This is a genomic window from Saccharospirillum alexandrii (genome assembly GCF_004000275.1).
GTDB lineage: Bacteria > Pseudomonadota > Gammaproteobacteria > Pseudomonadales > Natronospirillaceae > Saccharospirillum > Saccharospirillum alexandrii.
This window is the reverse complement of record NZ_RCIP01000001.1, coordinates 1085400-1108358: the sequence shown is the minus strand read 5'-3', so window position 1 is coordinate 1108358 and position 22959 is coordinate 1085400. Positions and strand designations below refer to the sequence as shown.

The following is a 22959-nucleotide window of genomic DNA, read 5'->3' as shown; positions in this document are numbered from 1 at the left end:
CGTATACTGTGCCGCTGTGTCATTTTCAGCATTCGGGGTTAAACCATTGTCACTGAACCATCTGATTGTCCACCAACTGACCCGCCTTGACGCCAAAACCGACCTTCATCTTCAGGATGAAGCGCTGACGGTTGATGATGCCGCCCTGACGCTGGTCGCGGAAGTCAAAAGCAGTTTTGCCGGGAGAGCCAGCAAGCGCTATGGCGGTTTCTCCGAGCAAGCAGGGCACTTCAAGGCACTGACCGGTCAGTGGTTGCGCGATGGCATCACCTTCAAAACCTGGAGCCAGCAATTGATGGAGCGACTGGCGCTGGCGCTGGAAAATGAAGGCGTGGAATCAGACGGGTACTGGCTGTTTGCCGATGAACAACTGGAATCCGGCCGTCAGGTCTGGTTTTTTCAACTGCGCCACAAGCATGGCTTGTCGGTCACTCACGACTTGAACCTGAGCGACAGCCGCCTGATCGACTATGGTCGTCTGGGTTTTGGCGCCTGCCTGAATGTGACAGAGTGGGAACAGGAGGCGCCCGGCCAATATCTGACGGTCAGTTTTGGGTTTGGCGATAAGGCGTTGCAGGATGCGTTGCTAAATTTTGTGGATTTTGTCGCTACAGTCGATACCAGCGCTGATACCGAGGCCTTTATGGCAGTGGTTGATGCGTTTTCGGTGCAGTTACCGGCTGATAAAGGGCAGAACTATCGCAAAAAGGCAGCCGAGTTCTGCATTGAACAGGATAAGATGGGAGAGCCGGTCTCCTATCGGGTGCTGTCGGAAGAACTGCAAGCCGATGCCGATGCTTCCTTTTCGCAGTTTATTGAACAGGAGCAGCCGAGCCTCAAGGAAAGCTTTATCCCGGACCGGAAAAGCCTGAAGAAATACATACGTTACTCGGGTCGCAGTAAGGATGTCTCCATCAGTTTCAGTAATATTAATTTGGGGAAAGATGTGCAATTTGATGCGGACAATGAACGCCTGATCATCCATGAAATACCGGCCAGTCTGCTGAAACAGTTGAAAGGCGAATGAGGTCTTCTGGAGGGTTCAAACGCCGGCACTTGCCCGAGGTTACCGCCGGTTCGGAAGCCGGCGTAAAATTTGCTAAACTTCGGGTGAGCGGGTCCAGTCAGCCGAGGCCAGTCGTGAAGCGTCCAGTTGATAAAAAAGACATTCGCAAAGATCTGGAATCTCAGGTTGATGCGTTCTTGCGCGAAGGCGGCAAGATAAAACCGATTGAGCGTGGTGAAACCGGGCTCGACCGTAACAAACCCTGGTCCAATCCGTTCCAGTCGGGTCAGAGCCACGAGCCGCCCAAAGAACGCACGCCTGTCCCGGAAGTGTTGGCCGCCATCGACTCGCGCAAGCAAAAGGAAAGCCGGAAAGTGAAGAACCGGGGTCCCAAAAAAGTCTGGATCTACGATGATTTTGGCGAACCGGTTCGCTGGGTCTGGAAAGAAGGCTAAGCGTTTTTACACAGCCGGAACACCCATTGGCCTGCGCTACTCCCCGTGGCGAATCCAGTCAGCAGCCCGTTCGGCCAGTACTTGAGTGGGCGCATTGGTATTACCGCTGATCAGCGTTGGCATGACGCTGGCGTCTACCACTCTTAACCCCGCAACCCCCTTCACCCGAAACCGGGCGTCAACCACTGCGCTGTCATCCACGCCCATGCGGCAAGTGCCCACGGGGTGGTAGATGGTATCGGCTCGCGTTTTGATGGATTCGATCAGAGCCGCATCAGAGGCGTTGTCGTCAATGTACAGGGGCTTGCCGCGCAGGGCTGACAGTTCCGGGCGCAGCGCGATCTTTCGGCTGAGCTTCACACCGGCAAGCAGCGTTGCCAGGTCCCGTTCATCGCTTAAGTAACGCGGGTTGATCAGTGGCGGTGTCAGCGGGTGCGGGTTAGCCAGCCGGATCTCTCCCCGGGAGTGCGGTTGCAGGGCGCAGGCATGCAGACTAAACCCCTGGCCGTAATGCAGCGTGCGATTGTGGTCATCGGCCAGAGCGACGAGAAAATGCAATTGAATGTCGGGTTGGGTCAGATCAGAGCTGGATTTTACAAAGCCACCCGATTCCGCAACGTTACTGGTGATGATCCCTCGGCGGCGAAACAGAAAGTTAGGCAGAGCAGCGGCTACCCGGGCGATACCGGTTAGCCCGTATCCGATCAGATGCGGCGACGGGCTGCGCCAGGCGCTGATGTAGTCGAGGTGATCCTGAAGGTTCTGGCCGACCCCGGGGGAATGAACCTGGGTTTCAATGCCCTGCGACTGCAAGTGATCACCCGGGCCGATGCCGGAGAGCATCAGCAGTTGAGGTGATTGGAAGGCGCCGGCACAGAGAATAACCTCGCGGCGGGCGCTGAACAGCCGCTGTGGTCCATTGCCGGTCTGAACCCAGGCACCGCTGGCCCGGCCACCGCTCAATGCCAGTCGGAATGCATGGCTGTTGGTGAGCACGCTCAGGTTGGGGCGTGAGAGGGCGGGAAACAGGTAAGCGCGGGCCGCACTGCAGCGTAAACCCTCTCTCTGGGTGACCTGATAGCGGCCAATCCCTTCCTGATCGCCCTGATTGAAATCGGAATTCAGCCGGTACCCCGCGCCGGCCGCTGCCTGATGAAAGACGTCGACAACGGGGTTGTGATAACGAATATCATCAACGCCTAGCGGACCGTCCCGGCCATGCGCGTCACTGGCACCGCGCTGGTTGCCCTCATTTTTAATGAACCAGGGCAGCATCTGCTCCCAACTGAAGTCGGTTAGCCCCAGGCTGGCCCAGTGATCGTAGTCCTGAGGGTGCCCGCGGGTATAGATCATCGCATTGATGGCACTGCTGCCGCCCAGACCTCGCCCTCTGGGTTGAAAAGTCTGACGATGCTTCAGGTGTGGTTGTGGTGTGGTTGAGAAGTTCCAGTTGTGGGCATAGCCCGGCACGGTTGCCGCGGTTCCCAGCGGTATCTGGATCAGGGGGCTGCGGCCACCTCCACCGGCTTCTATCAACAATACACGGCAGTCGGGATCTTCAGACAGACGTGCCGCCAGAACGCAGCCGGCTGAACCGCCACCTATGATCAGGTAATCGACGCAGTGTTCGGCCTGGAGAATGTTTTGCCGGGTCATCCGGGTGAGGCTCCGCTGGGTGTATCTGTCACGCTAGCCCGTTGGTTTGTGCTTGGCAAATAACGCGGCTGGCTCGTGATTTTCCGACAAAAATCACGCTTGGTCCGGTTCAACATCGCGCAGAACAGACCAGAATAAAAAACTTTTCAGGGCCGGTTCTGATGCAATAATTACATAGGATTCAAGGTGTTAGTTAACCCTTGAAACCCCTTTGGAAGCCCGCCATAGCGGGCTCGTCCCATTATTTATTGACAACATTAAGCAGTCGGTTACCATGATTACAGCTTGAAAGTACGTCTTACTATTTATGAATGTTAGCTCGATGTGAACGCTGTATGTTCGGTTGTCAGTTGAACTCGTCGGTTATCCATAAGTATTAGCAACACTGAAAAGCAAAAAGGTTCCCCCGGGATGGTTGGCCGCTAACGCAATCCACCGTTCGGGAACGACACATTACTTGTAAATTGATAGGTTATACTTATGTCTACGACTACCGGCACTGTTAAGTGGTTCAATGAAACCAAGGGTTTTGGCTTCATCGAGCAGGAAAATGGCCCAGACGTTTTTGCTCATTTCAGCGCCATCTCTGGTTCTGGATTCAAGACTCTGGTTGAAGGCCAGAAAGTGGAATTCACCATTACCCAGGGCCAGAAAGGTCCTCAGGCAGAGAACATCGTCGTTCTTTGATTCCGGCGCATGCCACCGCCCGGCGCTGTCTGTTCTGATGAGCCAGACGGCATTGGGCGAGTCGCTGTAGAGCGACATAGTAAAAAAGGTGCTGTCTTCGGGCAGCGCCTTTTTTTGTGTCTGTTTCCAGGTGATTCGTTGTTTGAACCAACTGTTTTGCACTCTTCGGGTGCCCGACAGCGAACGCGTTCAGCGTGTCTGTTGGTTTTTTCAAGTCGGTCGCTGGACATCTCTTTTCTGTCGTTTTCTGGCATGCTGAAAGCCGTGTCGTTCTTGCAAAATGCAGAAAACAATGTTTACTGTAATAAGAGAATGCTGGCCTGAGGTTGTGCTGGCCAGGGTTGTGTAGATGGGAGATATTTGGGCATTGCCCCAAAGTTGAACATCATGCACCATAAGCCTGCACTTTATTTGACCGCAACTGACTGCAACCTGTCCCATTCAGCGTTGTAACAACAAAAAACTGGTCAAAAAGCCTGCGGTTAAAAAAAAATCGACAAATCTAGACAGTCGGCAAAGCATTTGCATACGCTTAGAGCACGATTGATTGGTCGGGTTGTCCGGTTTCATGAACCTGTGTTGACTGACACCCTAACGGGGTGCGTTTCGCTCAGAGTGTCATCAGGGATTTCATCGACAGAACCTGCTGGGCAGGCGCATGTTAAAGCAGTCAAAACAATACAGGAGATGCCACGTTGGAGAACGAAAATCCCGGTGAAGTATTCGTAGCCTTTGATCGTGTTCAAAAGAGTTATGACGGGGAGGAGCTGGTTGTCAAGGACCTGAACCTTGCCATCAGCAAAGGCGAGTTTCTGACCATGCTGGGTCCCTCCGGCTCCGGCAAGACAACCTGCCTGATGATGCTGGCGGGGTTTGAAACAGCGACCTACGGTGACATTCTTCTCGATGGCCAGGCAATTAATAATATCCCCCCTCACAAACGCGGCATTGGCATGGTTTTTCAGAATTATGCCCTTTTCCCCCACATGACCATTGGCGAAAACCTGTCGTTCCCGCTCGAAGTTCGCGGTATGGACAAGAGTGAGCGCGAGGCGAAAGTGATGAACGCCTTGGCGATGGTGCAGATGGAAGCCTTTGCGGGTCGCCGCCCGGCACAGCTGTCTGGTGGCCAGCAGCAGCGGGTGGCCTTAGCGCGAGCGCTGGTGTTCGAACCTGAGCTGGTGCTGATGGATGAACCGCTCGGCGCGCTGGATAAAAACCTGCGTGAGCACATGCAATATGAGATCAAACACCTGCACGAGAAGCTGGGTATTACCGTGGTTTATGTAACGCACGACCAGACTGAAGCGCTCACAATGTCTGACCGCATTGCCGTCTTTGATGATGGTCGCATTCAGCAACTGGCGTCCCCGGCAGACCTCTATGAACGACCAGAGAATGCTTTTGTTGCTCAGTTTATTGGTGAAAATAATCGGATGCAGGGTGAGGTTGAAAGCATTGAGGGCGACTTCGCTCAGGTGCGTCTCGACGATGGTTCAATGGTGAAAGCCCTTAAGGTCTGTGTTAGCGAGGTTGGTGATAAAACGACTTTGTCGTTGCGTCCGGAACGCGCGTTAGTGGTTAAGGGTGATGCTCAGTACGCGAATATGTTTGACGCCACCGTCAAAGAGTTGATTTACCTGGGCGATCATATTCGCTCCAGAGTCAGTGTCTGTGGCCGTGACGATTTTATTATGAAAGTACCCAATTCTTCCGATCATCATTCCATGCGAGTAGGGCAGTCTGTTCGCATTGGCTGGTCGGAGCATGATTGCCGCGCACTTGATGCAACCTGAGTGCGAGGTGAATGATTCGCTGAACTCTGGGTCGGATGCTTCAGTTTCCGGCATCTGTCCAGTAGGTTTGGTGGCAAAAAGCGGCCAGGCAGTGTTGCCTGGTTTATATCCAAAGAGGAGTTACCCATGAAACAGCCGATGCTTAGAATGCTTGGAGTCAGCAGCGCGATCAGCCTGTTGGCTGTGACAGCGGTACACGCAGAAGACCCCGTTGACCTGACTATTGTCTCCTGGGGTGGTGCATACACGGAAAGTCAGGTTCGCGCCTACCACGACCCCTACACCGCCGTTAAAGATCACATTACGATTATTAACGATGATGGTTCAGCCAATGCCCTGGCAGGTTTGCGCTCTCAGAGCATGGCCGGAAACGTAACCTGGGATCTGGTTGACATGCTGCCGTCAGATGCGCAGCTTGCCTGTGACGAAGGCATCATTATGCCGATCGATGCAGATGAGATGCTCGCACCTGCACCCGATGGTACACCGGCCAGTGAAGACTTCCTCCCGGGAAGCCTGGGTGAGTGTTTCATTCCACAGATCGTTTATTCCACCGTTGTTACCTACAACACGGAAATGTTCCCCGCAAATAACCAGCCGGGAAGCATTGACGATTTCTTCAATACTGAAGACTTCCCGGGCCGTCGTGCCATTCAGGACAGACCTGCCGGTAACCTCGAATGGGCTCTGTTTGCCGATGGTGTAGCACCAGACGACATCTATGATGTGCTGGCAACACCCGAAGGTGTAGATCGTGCCTTTGCCAAGCTGGACACCATTAAAGACAACCTGGTGTTCTGGACCGAAGGTGCACAGTCTCCGCAGTTGCTGGCAGACCAGGAAGTCGCTTTCTCCACCGGTTATAACGGTCGTATCTTCAACGCAGCACAAGTTGAAGGCCAGCCGTTTGAAATCATCTGGGATGGTCAGATCGTCGAATGGGACGGTTGGGTAATTCCTTATGGCCCGAACCAGGAAGAAGTGCTTGAGTACGTTTACTGGGCGACGGATACACAGCGCCTGGCAGACCAGGCCAAATACATCTCCTACGGCCCGGCCCGTGCTTCTTCAGCGCCACTGGTGAGTGAGCACGCTGATTTAGGTATCGATATGCGTCCGCATATGCCGACCAACCCGCAAAACTACGAAACGCCCATCGTGCTGGATAACGATTTCTGGACCGATTATGGCGATGAGTTGCGTGAGCGGTTCTCCAACTGGATGTTGCGTGGTTAAACCACAGTGACTGACCGGCGAGCCGGATAACGCCGTGCGTTGTGCGGCTCGCCATTTCTACCATTTAACAACAGGCAAGAGTCATTCTGAACCAGGCTTTTTCGTAGTAGAGGTGTCTTATTTAACGCCCGTCGTTAAGAAACCTGCTTCAGAGCAACTCTAGTAAGCATTATCTGTACAGCCGTTTTAACAACAACGATAGCGGTGCAGTTAGAATCAGAACCAGGGTGAACAGGAGTGAGTATGACCCAGTCAGACGGTACCCATAGCGGATCCGACGCCGGCCATATGGTCAATGGACAGATGGTGACCGTTGACGGTACGCCGTTGAAAGCCAGCCTGAAACGAGCTGAGCGCAAGCGCACCCTCATCGCTTTTTTGCTGGTCGCGCCGCTTCTGACCTATTTGTTGATCTCCTTCATTTTCCCCATCGGGCAAATGATGTGGCGCAGTGTGGATAACCCTCAGGTTGTCACTACCTTGCCCAAAACTCTGGAAGCACTCGACGACTGGGACGGAGAAGGCTTGCCCGACGAGCCTGTGTTCGAGGCACTGGCAGAAGAGCTGGCCATTGCCAGTGCAAACCGGACAGTCGGACAACTGGCCGTTCGACTGAATTATGAAATCAGTGCGGCACGTGGCGCACTGATGAGGACGTCCCGGTCGGTGGAAGATTTCGAACCGCCTTACAAAGAGGACTTTCTCGATGCTCACCGGCTCTGGAACGACCCGGCGTTTTATCGAATCATAAAGCGGGAAGGCAATCCGCTGACGGCCTCCTATTACATTGCAGCGTTCGATGGCACCTACAACGAAGACGGTGAGGTGGTACTGCAAGATGAAAACCGCCGTATTTACATCGATTTGTTCATACGAACCTTCGCCATGAGTCTGGGCATTACGCTGATCACTCTGCTGCTGGGTTTTCCAATCTCATTTCTGATGGCCAGTTTGCCGATGCGGCATGCCAACCTGCTGATGATTTTCGTCTTATTGCCATTCTGGACGTCCTTGCTGGTACGTACCACGTCCTGGATCGTGCTGTTGCAGCAGCAAGGGGTTATCAATGAATTGCTGATCGCTTTGGGCTTCATTGGTGACGATGGCCGGTTGGGCATGATTTACAACATGACCGGAACCATTATCGCGATGACCCACATTTTGCTGCCCTTTATGGTGCTGCCACTTTACAGCGTGATGAAGACCATTCCGCCTTCCTACGTTCGCGCCGCGAAGAGTCTGGGAGCCACGCCCTGGACGGCGTTCTGGCGCGTCTACGTACCGCAGACGCTGCCGGGTATCGGAGCCGGGGCCGTACTGGTCTTTATTATTTCCATTGGTTACTACATTACGCCCGCGCTGGTGGGTGGCCAGTCTGGTCAGATGATTTCCAACCTGATTGCGCATCACATGCAGACGTCTCTGAACTGGGGGCTGGCGGCCGCACTGGGGTCGGTATTGCTGATCAGTGTGTTAATACTCTATTGGGTCTATAACCGCCTGGTCGGTGCAGATTCCCTGAAGCTGGGTTGAAGGAGCGTTTATCATGGCAGTACCAACGTATGCAGGCCCACTGGAAAGAATCTGGTATTACGCGTTTCGTGTATTGTGCGGGCTTATTTTCTTTTTTCTGATTGCACCCATTCTGATCATGGTGCCCCTGAGTTTTAACGTAGAGCCATATTTTACCTATACCCGGGAAATGCTGACATTCAACCCGGACGGTTTTTCACTGCGCTGGTATCAGGATTTGTTCTCCTCGGAATCCTGGATGACCTCGATCCAAAACTCTCTGATTATCGGTGTCGCCTCTACGTTGATTGCGACGTTCCTGGGTACTTTGGCGGCCCTGGGTCTGTCCCGTTCCGAGATGCCTTTTAAAGGCCTGGTCATGGGGTTGCTGATCTCGCCAATGATCGTGCCGCTGATTATTTCCGCCGCGGGTATGTTCTTTTTCTATTCGAGCGTCGGCCTTGCCAATACGCTTCCCGGTGTCATTCTTGCGCACGCAGCGCTGGGTACACCCTTTGTGGTAATCACCGTCACTGCAACCCTGGTTGGGTTTGATCACTCCCTCACTCGCGCTTCTGCGAGCCTGGGTGCCGGGGCAGGGCGGACGTTTTTCAAGATCCAGATGCCGCTGATTCTTCCGGGTGTGATTTCGGGTGGCTTGTTTGCCTTTATTACCTCATTCGATGAAATTGTCATTGTGCTGTTTCTGGCCGGGGTTGAGCAGAGAACCATACCGCGTGAAATGTGGTCGGGCATCCGAGAGCAGATCAGCCCGACGATCCTCGCCGTGGCCTCCATTCTGGTTGCCTTCTCGATATTGCTGCTGACGACGGTGGAGGTGCTAAGGCGCCGCTCTGAAAGGTTGCGGGGCATGTCACCGGGATGATCCGGTGACTTACCCGTGTATCTGTCCAGTCTACATTACCGGTTGTCGTAAAGGTTGACCTGACGACAACCGGCTTTCTCCAAGCTTCCTTCAGACTTCCGGTGCGTAACCGATTCGAAAGCCACCCCAGTGCTTGCCATTCACGTAGATGGGGGACGAAAGGTCGTGCATGACTTCACCGGTATCCCGCTTGTAGGTTTGCAGTAGAAAGCGCTCGGTATTGGAGCCGCAGCGGGCACCTGTGTAGTCGTTGAATAGTCGCTTGGTGCGGTTGGCCACCAGATCAGTCTCTGGGTTGCCGGTTAGTGGTTTCGAGAACTTGAGATTATGAGTCGGGAAATAGCCATTCACATCAACCGCACCCGCGTAGACGATATCGGAGTTGGCCTGAAGAATGGGCTCCTGAATGTCTGGTAGAATCTTGTCGGTAAAGGTGTCGAAACCGGTTTTGTACTTGGGTGGCTCGGTGTTCGGTATGCGTTGATAGTTAAAATCGAACAACGCCTCGCGGGTGATTTCCCCTTGTTCAATGGCCTGTTCGAACCGCTTGCCAATTCGCTCTGCGGTTGTCAGGCACAAGGCCTGAATCTTGTGGTTGCGATCGTCCAGCTCAAAGTCGTGCAGCTGTCGAAAAATGTCTTCGGTTTCGTGACTCAGTTGAATGGCCTTGGCCGAGGTTTCTTCCAGGTCCTTGTCGATTCTGGTGATGGATTCGTGCAAGGCCGTGACGTCGCTCGAGATGCCTCCCTTGGCTTCATCAAAGAGTGCCAGTGATTCACTGACCGACTCCATGGCCTGGCTGGCTTTGCGGGTGCTCTCGGCCGTGTTGTTGACATCTTCGCTGGCCTGGCTGATCTGGGCTGACATGGCGTTGGCGATGTCGGTCAGGGTCGACATGGCCGCAACGGAGCTTACACTGTCTGCGGACACTCTGGACAGCAGGGTTTCAATCCCTTTGGTGGCTTCGCTGGTCTTGTTGGCCAGGTTGCGGACTTCATCGGCCACAACCGAGAAACCACGACCGTATTCGCCGGCGCGGGCCGCCTCAATGGCTGCGTTGAGGGCAAGCAGATTGGTCTGGTCGGCCAGTTGATTGATGGTGTGTGTGATGTGGCTGATGGAGTCGGCCTTGTCTTTCAGCTCGGTTAGTACCGCGTTAGTGCTCTCCATTTGGGTCAGCAAGCTGTCGCGTTGTTTGGCGATATCCACCAGAGCACTGTCGATGCGGCTCATGTCCTGGGTGGCGATGGATACATGCTCATGTGACTGGCTGACATTGGACGACAGTTGTGCACCCGATGTTTCGAGCACGTCAATGCGGTCGGCGACCTGCTGGGCGTGTTTAACTTGCATTGCCAGTGCACGGGCCAGTTTATCGAGAAAATTCGAGAGTGTGGCGCCACCGATGGCGATACGCTGAGCGGCACCGGCAATGTGCGTTAGGGATTCCGAATCGGCTGATACCGGTTGCTCAGAGTGGTTGGTTTGATTTCGCGGGGCGCCTAGCCGACGGTGAGCTTCGTGACTGGCTACCACCAGCACTGCCAGCGCTACCGTAACTTGCCAGGCTGGCAGTGGGACGAGAAGCAGTAACCAGGCCGCCAGGCCCAGAATAATTCCGGAGAGGAGTGAGAGCAGCATCGATAGTGGTCTTCTGTTGAGACGTTACTCTTAAATTAGCATTCCAACAGAAAATGTCTATTCCACTAAGGTGGGGGGGCGGCGGCCCGGAGCAGGCCACCTGTGCGGGGTGATTAGCAGGTTGTTGAAAAAGGCCTCCTGTCTTTTTCAAAACATGAGAAGCAAACATGGCGATTCTTGCTTCTTTCGCAAAATCAATGACTTGGCAGTCATCGATTGTTGCCGGAACATCCGTGCTCCCCAATCAGTCCCGCGACATTCCGCGAATTTCAACAGCCTGCTAGACGTTGAAGCGAAAATGCATCACGTCGCCGTCTTTTACGATGTATTCCTTGCCTTCTAGCCGCCATTTACCCGCTTCCTTTGCTCCAGCTTCACCGTTGTAGGCGACAAAGTCGTCGTAGGAGATGGTTTCCGAACGAATGAAGCCTTTCTCGAAGTCAGTATGAATGACGCCAGCAGCCTGAGGTGCCGTTGCTCCCACCTTAACGGTCCAGGCGCGAACTTCTTTTACACCGGCTGTAAAGTAAGTTTGCAGGCCAAGCAGAGAATAAGCCGCCCGGATAACCCGATTCAGGCCGGGCTCTTCCATGCCCAGGTCAGCCAGGAACTCGGTTTTTTCATCGTCTTCCAGCTCCGCAATCTCCGATTCGAGCTTGTTGCAAATGGCCACGACCTCGGCGTTCTCGGCAGCGGCGATTTCCCGCACCCGGTCGAGCATGGGGTTGTTGTCGAAGCCATCTTCATCGACGTTGGCGATGTAGAGCGTAGGCTTGGTGGTCAGAAAGAAAAAGGGCTTCAGATCCGCTTTTTCATCGTCGGTCAGCGTTACGCTGCGAATTGGGCGTGCTTCGTTCAGAGCCGGGCGGATCTTCTCCAGAACGGCGACCTGGCGAATGGCGTCTTTGTCTTGCCCCTTGGCTTTCTTCTGCAGTTTCAGCAGTTGTTTTTCGAGCATGTCGAGGTCGGCCAGGGCCAACTCGGTATTGATGATTTCGATATCCGACGCCGGGTCGATCTTGTTGGCAACATGGATGACGTTGTCGTTCTCGAAGCAGCGCACAACGTGCGCAATGGCATCGGTTTCGCGAATGTTGGCCAGAAACTGATTACCGAGCCCTTCACCCTTGGATGCACCGGCGACCAGGCCGGCAATATCCACGAACTCCATCGTAGTAGGAATGGTACGTTCGGGTTTGACGATCTCGACCAGCTTGTCCTGACGCGGATCTGGTACCGGCACGACACCGGTGTTGGGCTCGATGGTACAGAACGGGAAGTTTTCCGCATCGATACCGGCCTGGGTCAGGGCGTTGAAGAGGGTGGATTTACCGACATTGGGTAGTCCGACGATGCCGCATTTAATGCCCATGCTGGGGAGTCTCCTGAAGGCAGAGGTCAGTCTGCTTTGAATTGGTGTAATTGGTTCATGGCTTTTTGCCAGTGTCCGGCAACGCACAGGGGTGTCTGCTCGACTGCGGCGTCCAGGGCTCTGGCTAGGCTGATCCGGTCGTCAGGGTGTGCTTTTGACAACACATAGCTAACCACCTGGCTCGCCGATCCCGGGTGGCCAATGCCCAGGCGCAACCGGTAAAAATCCCGATTGTTCGCCAGGCAGGCAATGATGTCGCGCAAACCATTGTGACCGCCATGGCCACCGCCTTTCTTCAGGCGGGCCACGCCGGCGGGCAAGTCCAGTTCGTCATGTGCTACCAGAATTCGTTCGGCCGGTATCTTATAGAACTGGGCCAGCGCAGCGACACTCTGGCCGCTGCGGTTCATAAAGGTCATGGGTTTTAGCAACCAGACGTCGGCGTTGCCAATGCGGACTTTTGCGGTCATTGCCTGGTATTTACTGTCGAGTTTCCACTGGCCACCGACGGCTTCAGCCAGTGCATCGACGTACTCGAAGCCCGCGTTGTGCCGGGTGTGGTCGTATTGGGTTCCGGGGTTACCCAGACCGACAATCATCTCAATAGGGTCATTCATGAGGGTGCCACTGTGCAACCTTGGTAATAAAAGCAGTTTGGGAAATGGGGGCATTTTCCAAAATGCCTGAGCAAAAAAAGGGCCCTGAGGCCCTTTTTGCGTTCAGATGGCGCTGCTTATTCTTCAGCAGCGTCTTCTTCGGCGTCGTCTGCGTCGTCAATAATGCCAGCTGGCTTAACGACAGAAACAACCGGCGCGTCGTGGTCTGCACCCTTGTTCAGTTCAACCAGCTCGACACCTTTTGGCAACACCAGGTCACTCAGGTGCAGCACGGTACCCAGTTCAATCTTGGCCATGTCGACTTCGATGAACTCGGGCAGGTCACTGACTTTACAGGTGATGTCAACGTCGGTGGCGCTGTGCTGAATCTTGCCGCCTTGCAGTTTCACCGCTTTGCACTGGTCTTCATTAACGAAGTGCAATGGCACTTTCTTGTGGACTACGCTGGATTTGGTGACACGTTCAAAGTCAGCGTGCAGCGGGTGACCCTTGGCAGGGTGGCGCTGAAGGTCCATCAGAATGGCCTGCTCTTCCTTGCCATCAATGTTGATGGTCAGGACGTGAGAAAAGAAGGCTTCGTTGTTCAGTGCCTTGACCAGTTCGCGCGCTTCCAGAGTCAGGCTGGTTGGCTTGCGGTTCTTGGCGCCACCGTAAATGATGGCAGGTACTTTGCCTTCTTTACGCAGGCGGCGGCTCGCACCCTTTCCTGCAAGCTCACGCACTTCGGCGTTTAATGCAAAAGAATCGGACATGGTGTTTCTCCAAATATAGGTACCACAGACCGCGACCAGTCTGGGCGGTACCGTTTTTAAAAGTATCGGGTGACTCCCGATAAGCGAATTTAGCTGGGAAAAGTCGGTAAATGTACCGAATTAACGGAACATTGCACTGATTGATTCCTCATTGCTAACACGGCGCATGGACTCAGCAAGAATCCCTGCCATAGAAAGCTGGCGGATATTAGCACAGTTTTTTGCAGCATCCGAGAGGGGAATCGTGTCGGTGACCACCAATTCGAGGTTTGAGTTGGCAATGCGCTCAACGGCCGGCCCACTGAGTACCGGATGAACCGCATAGGCAACCACTTTGTGGGCACCGTGTTTGACCAGCGCCTCGGCTGCCTGGCACAGGGTGCCAGCGGTGTCGACCATATCATCGACAATAACGCAGGTTCGGTCTTTGACATCACCAATGATGTGCATGATTTCTGCCTGGTTGGCCTTGGGCCGGCGCTTGTCGATGATGGCCAGGTCGGCCCCCAGTTGCTTGGCGACGGCCCGTGCCCGAACCACGCCACCAACATCGGGCGAAACCACGATCAGGTCATTAAAGTCCTGCCGCTGTATGTCGTCGAGCAGTATGGGCGAACCATAGATGTTGTCGACCGGAATGCTGAAAAAGCCCTGTATCTGGTCGGCGTGCAAGTCGACCGTCAGAATGCGGTCGATCCCCACTACCGTCAGCATATCGGCAACTACCTTGGCTGAAATGGGAACGCGCGAACTGCGAGGGCGACGGTCCTGGCGGGCATAGCCAAAATAGGGCATGACGGCCGTAATACGGCCTGCAGAAGCGCGGCGCAGGGCGTCGGCCAGCAGTATGACTTCCATCAGGTTATCGTTCGTCGGAGCGCAGGTGGGCTGAATAATGAAGACGTCGGCGCCACGGACATTCTCATTGATGTCAATGGCGGTTTCACCATCGCTGAACTGGGTTATGGTGGCGTCCCCCATGGGAATGCAGAGACGCTCAACCACCTGGTTGGCGAGTTCGGGGTTGGCGTTCCCCGTGAATACCATCATTTTCGACACTTCGAACCACCCTTGTTGGCGTTTGCTTGAACATACGTCAGGTGGTTCTCGCAACCACCTGCCTGGAAACTGGTGTTGCGATTAGCCCTGTCTGGCCAGGGCCCGGTGCAGAGGCGACTGATTAACCCCCCTGGCGGCAAAAGCGCGATAGCCGGGGTGGTGATCGTGAATACTGCTCAGAATCTGTTGGGCTGCCATTTCGCTTCGCGTCTTAATGAACATACAGGACCCGCTCCCACTGAGTCTGGCCGTTTCGGCCCCGTCGCCGGCTAGGGCGTTGAGCGCCGCAAAGGCAAGATCAATATCGGGATAGAGTGCTCGGACCAGGGGTTCAAAATCGTTGTGTCCGGCCCCGGTCAGCGCGGAGGGTATTGTGCTGACTGGGGTATGACGTGTCAATTGAGGATGGCTGAACAATTCAGCCGTGCTGACGTGAACCCCGGGGTGAACCACAACAAACCAGTTCTGCGGCATGTCGACAGGCGTTAATTGCTCGCCGATGCCCTCAGCCCAGGCGGAGTGACCTCGTACAAAAACCGGAACGTCAGCGCCGAGCGACAAGCCAATGTCTGCCAGCTCGTCAACGGATAGGTTCAGAGACCAGAGCTGGTTCAACCCCAGTAACGCAGTCGCGCAGTCGGAACTGCCGCCACCTAGGCCGCCTCCGGCAGGCAGCTGTTTGTTCAGGTACAGCCGGGCGCCGGTGCGGTTTCCGGTAAGCGGTTGCAGGGCCTGGGCGGCGCGCATTACCAGGTTGTCGGCTGACGCCAGTTCAGGGTCTGAGCAAGACAGTTCAATATTGGGCTGCGCCAGGGGCTCGAGCGTCAGAGTGTCGCCAAAATCAAGGAGTTGAAACAGTGTTTGCAGGCGGTGATAGCCGTCTGGCCGGCGACCGACTATATGCAGCATTAGATTGATTTTGGCGGGCGCAGGGAGGGTCAGCACCGGTTTGAACTCCTGACGATGGGGTAAAGTGGGTTTGCAGGCGCCAGTTTACCGCATTGTGGCAGCACTGACTGCCCCGACTTGGGGTTTGGTGCAGCGTCGGCACCGCTGTGTCCTCATGGGTCTACAGAAAATGGGTGGGTTTACACCCACAGTTCGCTTGCCGGTGGGTAATAGCTGACCCAGTGTAAGCGGTTCTTCTTTCTGAAAGCCCCGATTTGCCTGCTTTCGGTGCATTGGCCCGCGCCTTGCAACCGTCTTGGTGCGCAGAGCCGGAGGCCGGTGGAAAGCCGGTCAACTGAACGCTCGAATAAGAACGAGAACGCACTACACTGGTAACCACCAGATGTTAACCCTAACGTTCATGTGTTAACCACAACGACAACAACAAACTGGAGTTTCAATGATGTCCAAACGTATGTTTGCCCTTGCGGCACTGTCTGCCTCTGTCATGACCGCCGGCGTTGCAATCGCCGAAGACCGGTCAGACTGGCCTACTAACTTTACCGTCGGAACGGCCAGCCAGGGCGGAACGTATTTTGCCTACGGCACAGGCTGGGCTAACTTTGTGGCAGAAAATCTGGGTGTAAGCGGTGGATCGGAAATTACCGGCGGGCCGATGCAGAATATGGCGCTTGTTCATACCGGCGAAGTGGCGTTTGGCCTGACCACGATGGGCCCTGCCCGTGAATCGATGGAAGGGAACAGCCCGCTTGCTCCAGGCCTGATGATGGATAACGTCTGCGCCATGTTCCCCATGTACCAGACTCCGTTTTCCGTGACGGCGCTGTCTGACTCGGGCATTCAAAGCATCAGCGACATTCCTGCCGGTGCCCGCATTGGTTTTGGCCCTGCAGGTTCGACCTCTGACACCTATTTCCCGGCTATGCTGGAGACGCTTGGTGTGGACTTCGAACGCCGCAATGGTGGCTGGAGCGACCTGGGTACTCAGCTGCAGGATGGCTTGCTGGATGTGATCGCCTTTGCTGCCGGTATCCCAATTCCTGCCGTGAGCCAGTTGGAAGTGCAAACTGATGTGAACATTATTGAGTTCACCGAAGACGAAATGAACACCGTCATGTCTGAATTCCCGGTTTCCGAGTTCAGAATTCCGGCCAGCACCTACACGACGCTGACCGAGGATGCCCGCGCGGTTTCTATGTGGAATTTTGCGATTGCAGACTGCTCGTTGCCAGAAAGCTTCGTGTATGAAGCGACCAAGCTGACAATGGAAAACAATGACGACATGGTGTCTATCCATAACTCAGCCAGAAGCTCAATCCCAGCGAACTACGACAAAAACACCTTTATCCCGTTCCACGCTGGAGCAGCACGCTGGTTCAACGAAAATGGTTACACCATTGACGCCAGCCTGATCAAGTAATCATTCGGGTTTTATAAAAGCCTTTGTTCCAGAAACAGGGTGGCCATTGGGCCACCCGTTTGCCTGTTTGGGTATGGGTCAGACTTATGACAACAGAAAAAAACACCCCGGAGTCGGCGGAAGTCGAGTCCATTGACGAAGTAGTTGTGGCGGCAGGGGTTGATGACGAACCGATTGAGCCTAATCGCCGACAGTTTGTCGGCCCGATGTTGTGGCTGGTCATGGCATTGTCGATACTCTATTCAGCCTTTCATCTATACACGCTGAACATTGCACCACTGGAAACCTGGGCGTTTCGTATTCTTCACGTCTGTGGTGCTTCCATTCTCGGTTTTATCCTGTTTTCCGGAGCTCGCTTTGTAGAGCGTGAGAAAGGTGAGCAGGGCGCATCATGGACGACCTGGGCGGGCGTTGCCTTGCTGGTGCCAGCCTTCTACATACTGGTGCAAACGGCCATCATGCAAAATATTTTGTCTGGCGGCACCTTGCGCTTGCCGGTTGAAATGGAAACCTGGCGATTCGGCTGGCCACTGCTGGCCGTGACGGGCCTGGGCATTGTGCTGAGCTGGTTGCATCGTCGTGACCGAAGCGTGTTCTCTGTGCCAGACCTGGTATTGGTGGTATGCGCCATGTCGGTGGCCAGTTATCTCGTGATCGTCTTTAATACCCCTATTCGTATGAGCACAGGTACGTCTTTCGCACCGGTTGGTATTTCATTCGCCGCCGTTGCCGGTACGGCGCTGATTTTTGAGCTGACGCGCCGGGTCGCGGGCTACGCGCTGGTGATTATTTCCCTGGTGTTCCTGGGCTATGTTTTCTTCGGTCCTTATCTGCCGGGCTTTCTCGGCTACCCCGGTCTAAGCGTGCAGCGCTTCTTCAGCCAGGTATATACCGATGCCGGTGTCCTGGGGCCAACCACGGCCGTATCTTCGACCTACATTATCCTGTTCATTATATTTGCTGCCTTCCTGCAAGCTTCGAAAGTGGGTGACTACTTTGTGAACTTTGCGTTTGCGATGGCCGGACGTGCGCGTGGCGGCCCTGCCAAAGTGGCCATTTTTGCATCCGGTTTGATGGGGATGATCAACGGCACCAGTGCCGGTAATGTGGTGTCCACCGGCTCGCTGACCATTCCGCTGATGAAAAAAGTGGGTTACAACAAGACGTCAGCCGGTGCGGTGGAAGCCGCGGCGTCTACCGGTGGCCAGATTATGCCACCGATCATGGGTGCTGGTGCCTTTATCATGGCTGAAATTACCGGTATTCCTTACACGGAAATCGCGATCGCCGCCATCATTCCGGCCATTCTGTACTTTGCCTCGGTCTATTTCATGGTCGATTTGGAAGCAGCCAGAACGGGCATGCGCGGCATGCGCGACGATGAACTGCCTTCGCTGCGGCGCATGGTGCGCCAGGTGTATCTGTTTATCCCCATTATCATCCTGATCGGGGCTCTGTTTATGGGGTATTCGGTCATTCGTGCCGGTACTCTGGCGACGGTGTCTGCGGCGGTTGTCAGCTGGATTTCGCCGAACAAGATGGGAATAAAGTCGATTCTGAAGGCGCTTGAGATAGCCGCCTACATGTCGATACAGATCATTGTCGTCTGTGCTTGTGCCGGTATTATCGTCGCCGTTATTTCGCTGACGGGTGTGGGCGCGCGCTTCAGTTCTCTGTTGCTGGGTGTGGCTGAAGCCAGTCAGTTGTTGGCCCTGTTCTTCGCCATGTGCATTTCCATTTTGCTGGGCATGGGTATGCCAACGACAGCGGCCTATGCCGTTGCGGCATCGGTGGTTGCGCCAGGCCTGGTGCAGATGGGTATCCCGGCACTGACGGCGCACTTCTTCGTGTTCTACTTCGCGGTAGTGTCTGCCATTACGCCACCGGTGGCGCTGGCTTCCTATGCGGCGGCGGCGATATCCGGGGCCAAGGCCATGGAGACGTCCGTTGCGTCATTTAAAATGGGTCTGGCTGCGTTCATTGTGCCCTTTATGTTCTTCTACAACAGTGCCTTGTTGATGGACGCAGAACCTTTGGCGATTATCCGTGCGCTGGTGACCGCGATTGTGGGTGTTTACTTGCTGTCGTCGGGTGTACAGGCTTGGTTCTTGCGGTATGCCGCGCCCTGGTACCTGCGAATCTTGTTGATCATCGCGGCGTTTTTGATGATCGAAGGCGGTATCTATACCGACCTGGCAGGCGTCGCGGCCGGTGCCATCGCTTTCTTTGTGCAGAAGGTGATCAACGGGCGCCTGGTTCAAACTCAGCCTTGATGACGCAATGCCAATGAAGGCGGGCTGATTCAGCCGCGCCGAAGCTGATATCAACCCGCAAGTCGACCCCGGCTTGCGGGTTGTTTTGTTTAGGGCGTCGGCGGTTGGTTCGGTGACTGGGCGGCTGGTTCAACCGGGTCACTGTCGGGCAGTAATTCGGGTAGAATTGGCGGATTGTTGAACGCGTTTGCTGACACCTTCAAGAACTGTAATGGGAACCGAGCATGAAATACCGTACCTGGGGTCTGTTGTTGTTTGTGCTGACCTGTCTGGTGTCCTGGGTGCTGGGCTCTTGGGTGGGGTATCGGCAGGTGGAGCGGGAAAGTCTGGATGAATCTTTCCGGTACTCCCAACTGGTCGCCAACGAACTGAACCGTTACCGGCCCATCCCGGAGCTAATGGCGCAGCACCCCGTGATGCTGGACGTGCTGCGCGATCCGGGCAATCCGGACCTGGTGCTGGCTGCCAATGAAGAAATGAAGCGCATGGCGACCATTGTCGCCAGCTCCGACGTCTATCTGATGAACACCGACGGGCTGACGATTGCCGCCAATAATTATGAGTTGCCGACCAGTTTTATCGGACGCAACTTTGCGTTTCGCCCCTACTTTTTTGAAGCCATGGAGCGCAATGGCGATGCGCTGTATTACGCTCTCGGCATTACCACCAATGAACGCGGGCTGTACTTTTCGCACACGGTAACCTCGGATCAGGAACCCAAGCGGCCTCTGGGTGTGATCGCAGTAAAAATTCAGGTCAACGAGCTTGAATCGCAGTGGCGCCGGCCAGAATCCTTTTCGGTAGCGGAGATGGTCGTGCTGGATCTGGACGGTGTCAGCTTTCTGGCCAGCCGCCCTAACTGGCTATATCGTGCGTTCGAACCCATCTCTGACCAGCGCCTGGCTGAGATTCGGGCGCAACGCCGGTATTTCGATGAACCACTGACACCCATTCCCAAGGCAGAGCGTGGCCGCCCCTGGGGAGTGGGAGAGCAGTCAGTTCGGGTGGCCATCAATACCGGTGACAATCAGCAGGAATACCTCAGCGTCGATACGCCCTTGCCGCAACTGGACTGGACGCTCAGGGTACTGATAGGTACCGATCAGGTCCTTTGGACTCAGGTGCAGTTTTTGATCGCCGGTACCCTGGTTTACCTGGGCTGCTTTCTGACCTGGCTGTACCTGCGTGAGCGGTACCGACGCGAAGCCGAACTGGCCGAGCGGGGGGTGCAACTTGAGCACCGGGTGGCCGAGCGCACCGCGGATCTCGAAGCCTCGAACCAGCAGCTCAAGGCTGAAATCCACGAACGGGAAAGGGCCGAGAAAGAACTTAAAGAAACCCAGCAGGAACTGATTCAGGCCGCCAAGCTGGCGGTGCTGGGCCAGATGTCTGCGGGGCTTAATCACGAAATGAACCAGCCATTAACCGCTATTCAGGCCTATGCGCGCAACAGCCAGCGGTTTCTGGAGCGGGGGGATTCGGAAACGGTGCAATCCAATCTGGGTGAAATTGTCGGGTTGTGTGACAAAATGGCCGAACTGACCCGCCAGTTCAAGGTCTTCGCGCGCAAATCGGAAGGCCCACCTTCAACGGTCGATTTGCGCTTGCCCATCGACGCTGCGCTGAAAATCATTCAGGCTCAGGGCCTGAGTGACCGTGTTCAGATCGACTGGCAACGGCCAGACTTTCCGGCGTTTGTGCATGGCGACCTGATTCGTATCGAACAGGTGCTGGTGAATCTTGTGGCCAATGCGTTACACGCGGTCGAGTCGAGCGAGTCACCGACGGTAACGGTGCAACTGGTTACAAAGCCAATGCACTGGGTGTGCCGGGTGCTGGATAACGGTCCGGGTTTGCCAGCCAATACCGAACAATTATTCGAGCCTTTTTTTACCACCAAATCCCTGAAGCAGGGGTTGGGTTTGGGGTTGTCCATATCGCGGCAGATTGTTGATGCGCTCGGTGGGCAATTGACCGGACGCAACCGGACCGATGCCCGGGGGGCTGAGTTTATTGTAGAGCTGAATCGAAGAGAGACGCCGGAATGACTGCCATTGATGTATTGTTTATTGATGATGAATCGGCGCTACGGCAGGTCATGTTACAGACGCTGGCGCTGGAAGACTTAACGGCACGGGGCTATGCGGACGGCGCCTCGGCCCTGGCCGAGCTCAAGCCGGATTTTCAGGGCGTGGTACTGTGCGATTATCACATGCCCGGACTCGATGGGCTGGGCGTGCTGAACCGGGTGCGGGCCATCGATGAATCCATTCCGGTCATCATGCTGACCGGCCAGGGCGACATCAGCACGGCGGTCACGGCGATGCAGCAGGGAGCCTATGATTTCATCGAAAAACCGTTCAATCACGATGAATTGATTGAACTGCTCAAGCGTGCGATCGAAAAGCGGCAACTGGCGCTCGAAAACCGCATGCTGAAGGCGCAGCTGCGGCAATTTGTACGCCCGGGCCCGCGTTTGTTGGGGGGCGAGTCGGCCAGTATGAAACGGGTGATGTCGATGCTCGACAGTCTGGCCGAAACCTCGGCCGATATGCTGTTGCATGGCGAGACCGGTGCCGGCAAGGATGCGATCGCCCGCTACATTCATGAGACCAGCCCACGCAGCCAGCACAACTTTGTGGCCATCAATTGCGGTGCCGTGCCTGAAAACCTGATTGAAAGTGAGCTCTTTGGCCACGAAGCAGGCGCTTTCACCGGTGCTGATAAAAAGCGTATTGGCAAATTCGAACATGCCCACAAAGGCACCATTTTTCTGGATGAGCTGGAAAGCATGCCGTTGCCGCTGCAGGTAAAACTTCTGCGGGTTCTGGAAGAGCGCAAGGTGGAGCGACTGGGCAGCAACACCAGCATCGATGTCGACGTGCGCATCATTGCGGCGACTAAAACCGATCTGAAAAAACTGAGCGAACAGGGTGATTTTCGGGAAGATCTCTATTACCGGCTGAACGTGATACAAATCGATATTCCCCCGCTGCGCGAACGCAAGGAAGACATTCCCATGCTGTTCCATCACTTCGCGCTGATCGCAGCCGCCCGCTATGACCGGGAAAGCATTCCGCTCAATACCCAGCAAGTTGGCCAGCTGTTACGTCACAGCTGGCCCGGCAATGTCCGTGAATTGCGCAACCGTGCCGAACGCTATGTGCTGATGGGCCCAAGCGCGCTGGAAGATTCTGAAAGCTCCTATTCAACCGAGGTGGCCGGTCGACAAACCCTTGCAGAGCTGGTCGATGCTTTCGAGCGCTCAGTGCTCGAGAATGCGTTGCAGGCATGCCAGGGCAGTATTAAAGACACCATGGTCCACCTGGGGCTGGCGCGCAAAACGCTCTACGACAAGATGAAAAAGCACGGCCTCGACAAGGCTCGTTTCAAAGATGACGGTGGCACTGATTAAGTTTCATTGCCAGCCTTTGTCCTTCCTTCGAGTTACGTTCAGAGTCAGGTCTAAATACGTCACTATGAACCTGCACCGGGAGGCAGGGATGCTTCTGCGGGGTCGCCGTGAATACCTCCATGTAGGCTTAGCTTCGGGATATGAATCCCATCCCTGGGATTCACCCTTCGGGCTCGCTTCGCTCATGCTAAAACGCTCCGGGCGTTTTAGTCCATGCCTCAGATATCCCCGCAGAAGCACCCCTGCCACCCGGCGCTAGCCTATAGG

Annotated in this window: 18 protein-coding genes; 11 read left to right on the top strand and 7 right to left on the bottom strand. The window is 55.1% G+C overall.

Features of this window, described 5'->3' with window-relative positions; translation table 11 throughout:
* Positions 1 to 46: 46 nt before the first annotated feature.
* Both EP166_RS05080 and EP166_RS05075 read left to right on the top strand, forming a co-directional pair.
* Positions 47 to 1027, top strand: coding sequence for a nucleoid-associated protein (locus EP166_RS05080; protein ID WP_164743823.1), 981 nt, complete (start codon positions 47 to 49; stop codon positions 1025 to 1027).
* A 113-nt stretch (positions 1028 to 1140) separates the two neighbouring features.
* Positions 1141 to 1461: a hypothetical protein gene (locus EP166_RS05075; RefSeq protein ID WP_127555692.1), complete on the top strand. Its 321-nt coding sequence runs from the start codon at positions 1141 to 1143 to the stop codon at positions 1459 to 1461.
* A gap of 36 nt (positions 1462 to 1497) precedes the next feature.
* On the opposite strand, the gene EP166_RS05070 is transcribed toward EP166_RS05075, so the two are convergent.
* Complete coding sequence (locus EP166_RS05070; protein ID WP_127555691.1) at positions 1498 to 3117, bottom strand: GMC family oxidoreductase; 1620 nt, start codon at positions 3115 to 3117, stop codon at positions 1498 to 1500.
* A 480-nt stretch (positions 3118 to 3597) separates the two neighbouring features.
* On the opposite strand from EP166_RS05070, the gene EP166_RS05065 reads away from it, so the two are divergent.
* The 5 genes from EP166_RS05065 (at position 3598) to EP166_RS05045 (ending at position 9234) form a co-directional block, all read left to right on the top strand.
* Positions 3598 to 3804, top strand: coding sequence for a cold-shock protein (locus EP166_RS05065; protein ID WP_028672005.1), 207 nt, complete (start codon positions 3598 to 3600; stop codon positions 3802 to 3804).
* 695 nt (positions 3805 to 4499) lie between these two features.
* Complete coding sequence (locus tag EP166_RS05060) at positions 4500 to 5600, top strand: ABC transporter ATP-binding protein (protein ID WP_127555690.1); 1101 nt, start codon at positions 4500 to 4502, stop codon at positions 5598 to 5600.
* 126 nt (positions 5601 to 5726) lie between these two features.
* Complete coding sequence (locus tag EP166_RS05055) at positions 5727 to 6836, top strand: ABC transporter substrate-binding protein (RefSeq protein ID WP_127555689.1); 1110 nt, start codon at positions 5727 to 5729, stop codon at positions 6834 to 6836.
* 243 nt (positions 6837 to 7079) lie between these two features.
* Positions 7080 to 8369, top strand: coding sequence for an ABC transporter permease (locus EP166_RS05050; RefSeq protein ID WP_246026217.1), 1290 nt, complete (start codon positions 7080 to 7082; stop codon positions 8367 to 8369).
* A gap of 13 nt (positions 8370 to 8382) precedes the next feature.
* A complete protein-coding gene (locus EP166_RS05045) occupies positions 8383 to 9234 on the top strand; it encodes an ABC transporter permease (RefSeq protein WP_127555688.1) in 852 nt (283 codons plus the stop codon).
* Positions 9235 to 9324: 90 nt separating this feature from the next.
* On the opposite strand, the gene EP166_RS05040 is transcribed toward EP166_RS05045, so the two are convergent.
* The 6 genes from EP166_RS05040 to ispE all read right to left on the bottom strand — a co-directional run bounded on the left by EP166_RS05040 (position 9325) and on the right by ispE (position 15620).
* Positions 9325 to 10875 (bottom strand): methyl-accepting chemotaxis protein, encoded by a 1551-nt coding sequence (locus EP166_RS05040; RefSeq protein ID WP_127555687.1) that lies wholly within the window; start codon positions 10873 to 10875, stop codon positions 9325 to 9327.
* 280 nt (positions 10876 to 11155) lie between these two features.
* Positions 11156 to 12247: a redox-regulated ATPase YchF gene (ychF, locus tag EP166_RS05035; protein ID WP_127555686.1), complete on the bottom strand. Its 1092-nt coding sequence runs from the start codon at positions 12245 to 12247 to the stop codon at positions 11156 to 11158.
* 26 nt (positions 12248 to 12273) lie between these two features.
* Complete coding sequence (gene pth, locus EP166_RS05030) at positions 12274 to 12864, bottom strand: aminoacyl-tRNA hydrolase (RefSeq protein WP_127555685.1); 591 nt, start codon at positions 12862 to 12864, stop codon at positions 12274 to 12276.
* Positions 12865 to 12980: 116 nt separating this feature from the next.
* Entirely contained in the window at positions 12981 to 13616 is a 636-nt protein-coding gene (locus EP166_RS05025; protein ID WP_127555684.1) for a 50S ribosomal protein L25/general stress protein Ctc, read from the bottom strand.
* A gap of 120 nt (positions 13617 to 13736) precedes the next feature.
* Complete coding sequence (locus EP166_RS05020; RefSeq protein ID WP_425470010.1) at positions 13737 to 14663, bottom strand: ribose-phosphate pyrophosphokinase; 927 nt, start codon at positions 14661 to 14663, stop codon at positions 13737 to 13739.
* 93 nt (positions 14664 to 14756) lie between these two features.
* A complete protein-coding gene (ispE, locus tag EP166_RS05015) occupies positions 14757 to 15620 on the bottom strand; it encodes a 4-(cytidine 5'-diphospho)-2-C-methyl-D-erythritol kinase (RefSeq protein ID WP_127555682.1) in 864 nt (287 codons plus the stop codon).
* Positions 15621 to 16023: 403 nt separating this feature from the next.
* Here ispE and EP166_RS05010 point away from each other — a divergent pair, with 403 nt between their 5' ends.
* The 4 genes from EP166_RS05010 to EP166_RS04995 all read left to right on the top strand — a co-directional run bounded on the left by EP166_RS05010 (position 16024) and on the right by EP166_RS04995 (position 22692).
* Positions 16024 to 17004, top strand: coding sequence for a TAXI family TRAP transporter solute-binding subunit (locus EP166_RS05010; RefSeq protein ID WP_181952702.1), 981 nt, complete (start codon positions 16024 to 16026; stop codon positions 17002 to 17004).
* Between the two features lie 86 nt (positions 17005 to 17090).
* Positions 17091 to 19277 carry a TRAP transporter permease gene (locus EP166_RS05005; protein ID WP_127555681.1) on the top strand — a complete coding sequence of 729 codons (2187 nt, stop codon included), beginning with the start codon at positions 17091 to 17093 and terminating at the stop codon, positions 19275 to 19277.
* Positions 19278 to 19501: 224 nt separating this feature from the next.
* On the top strand, positions 19502 to 21325 hold the full coding sequence (locus EP166_RS05000) for a sensor histidine kinase (RefSeq protein ID WP_127555680.1): 1824 nt from the start codon (positions 19502 to 19504) through the stop codon (positions 21323 to 21325).
* Positions 21322 to 22692: a sigma-54-dependent transcriptional regulator gene (locus tag EP166_RS04995; protein WP_127555679.1), complete on the top strand. Its 1371-nt coding sequence runs from the start codon at positions 21322 to 21324 to the stop codon at positions 22690 to 22692. The genes EP166_RS05000 and EP166_RS04995 overlap by 4 nt, the downstream gene beginning before the upstream one ends.
* Positions 22693 to 22959: the final 267 nt, after the last annotated feature.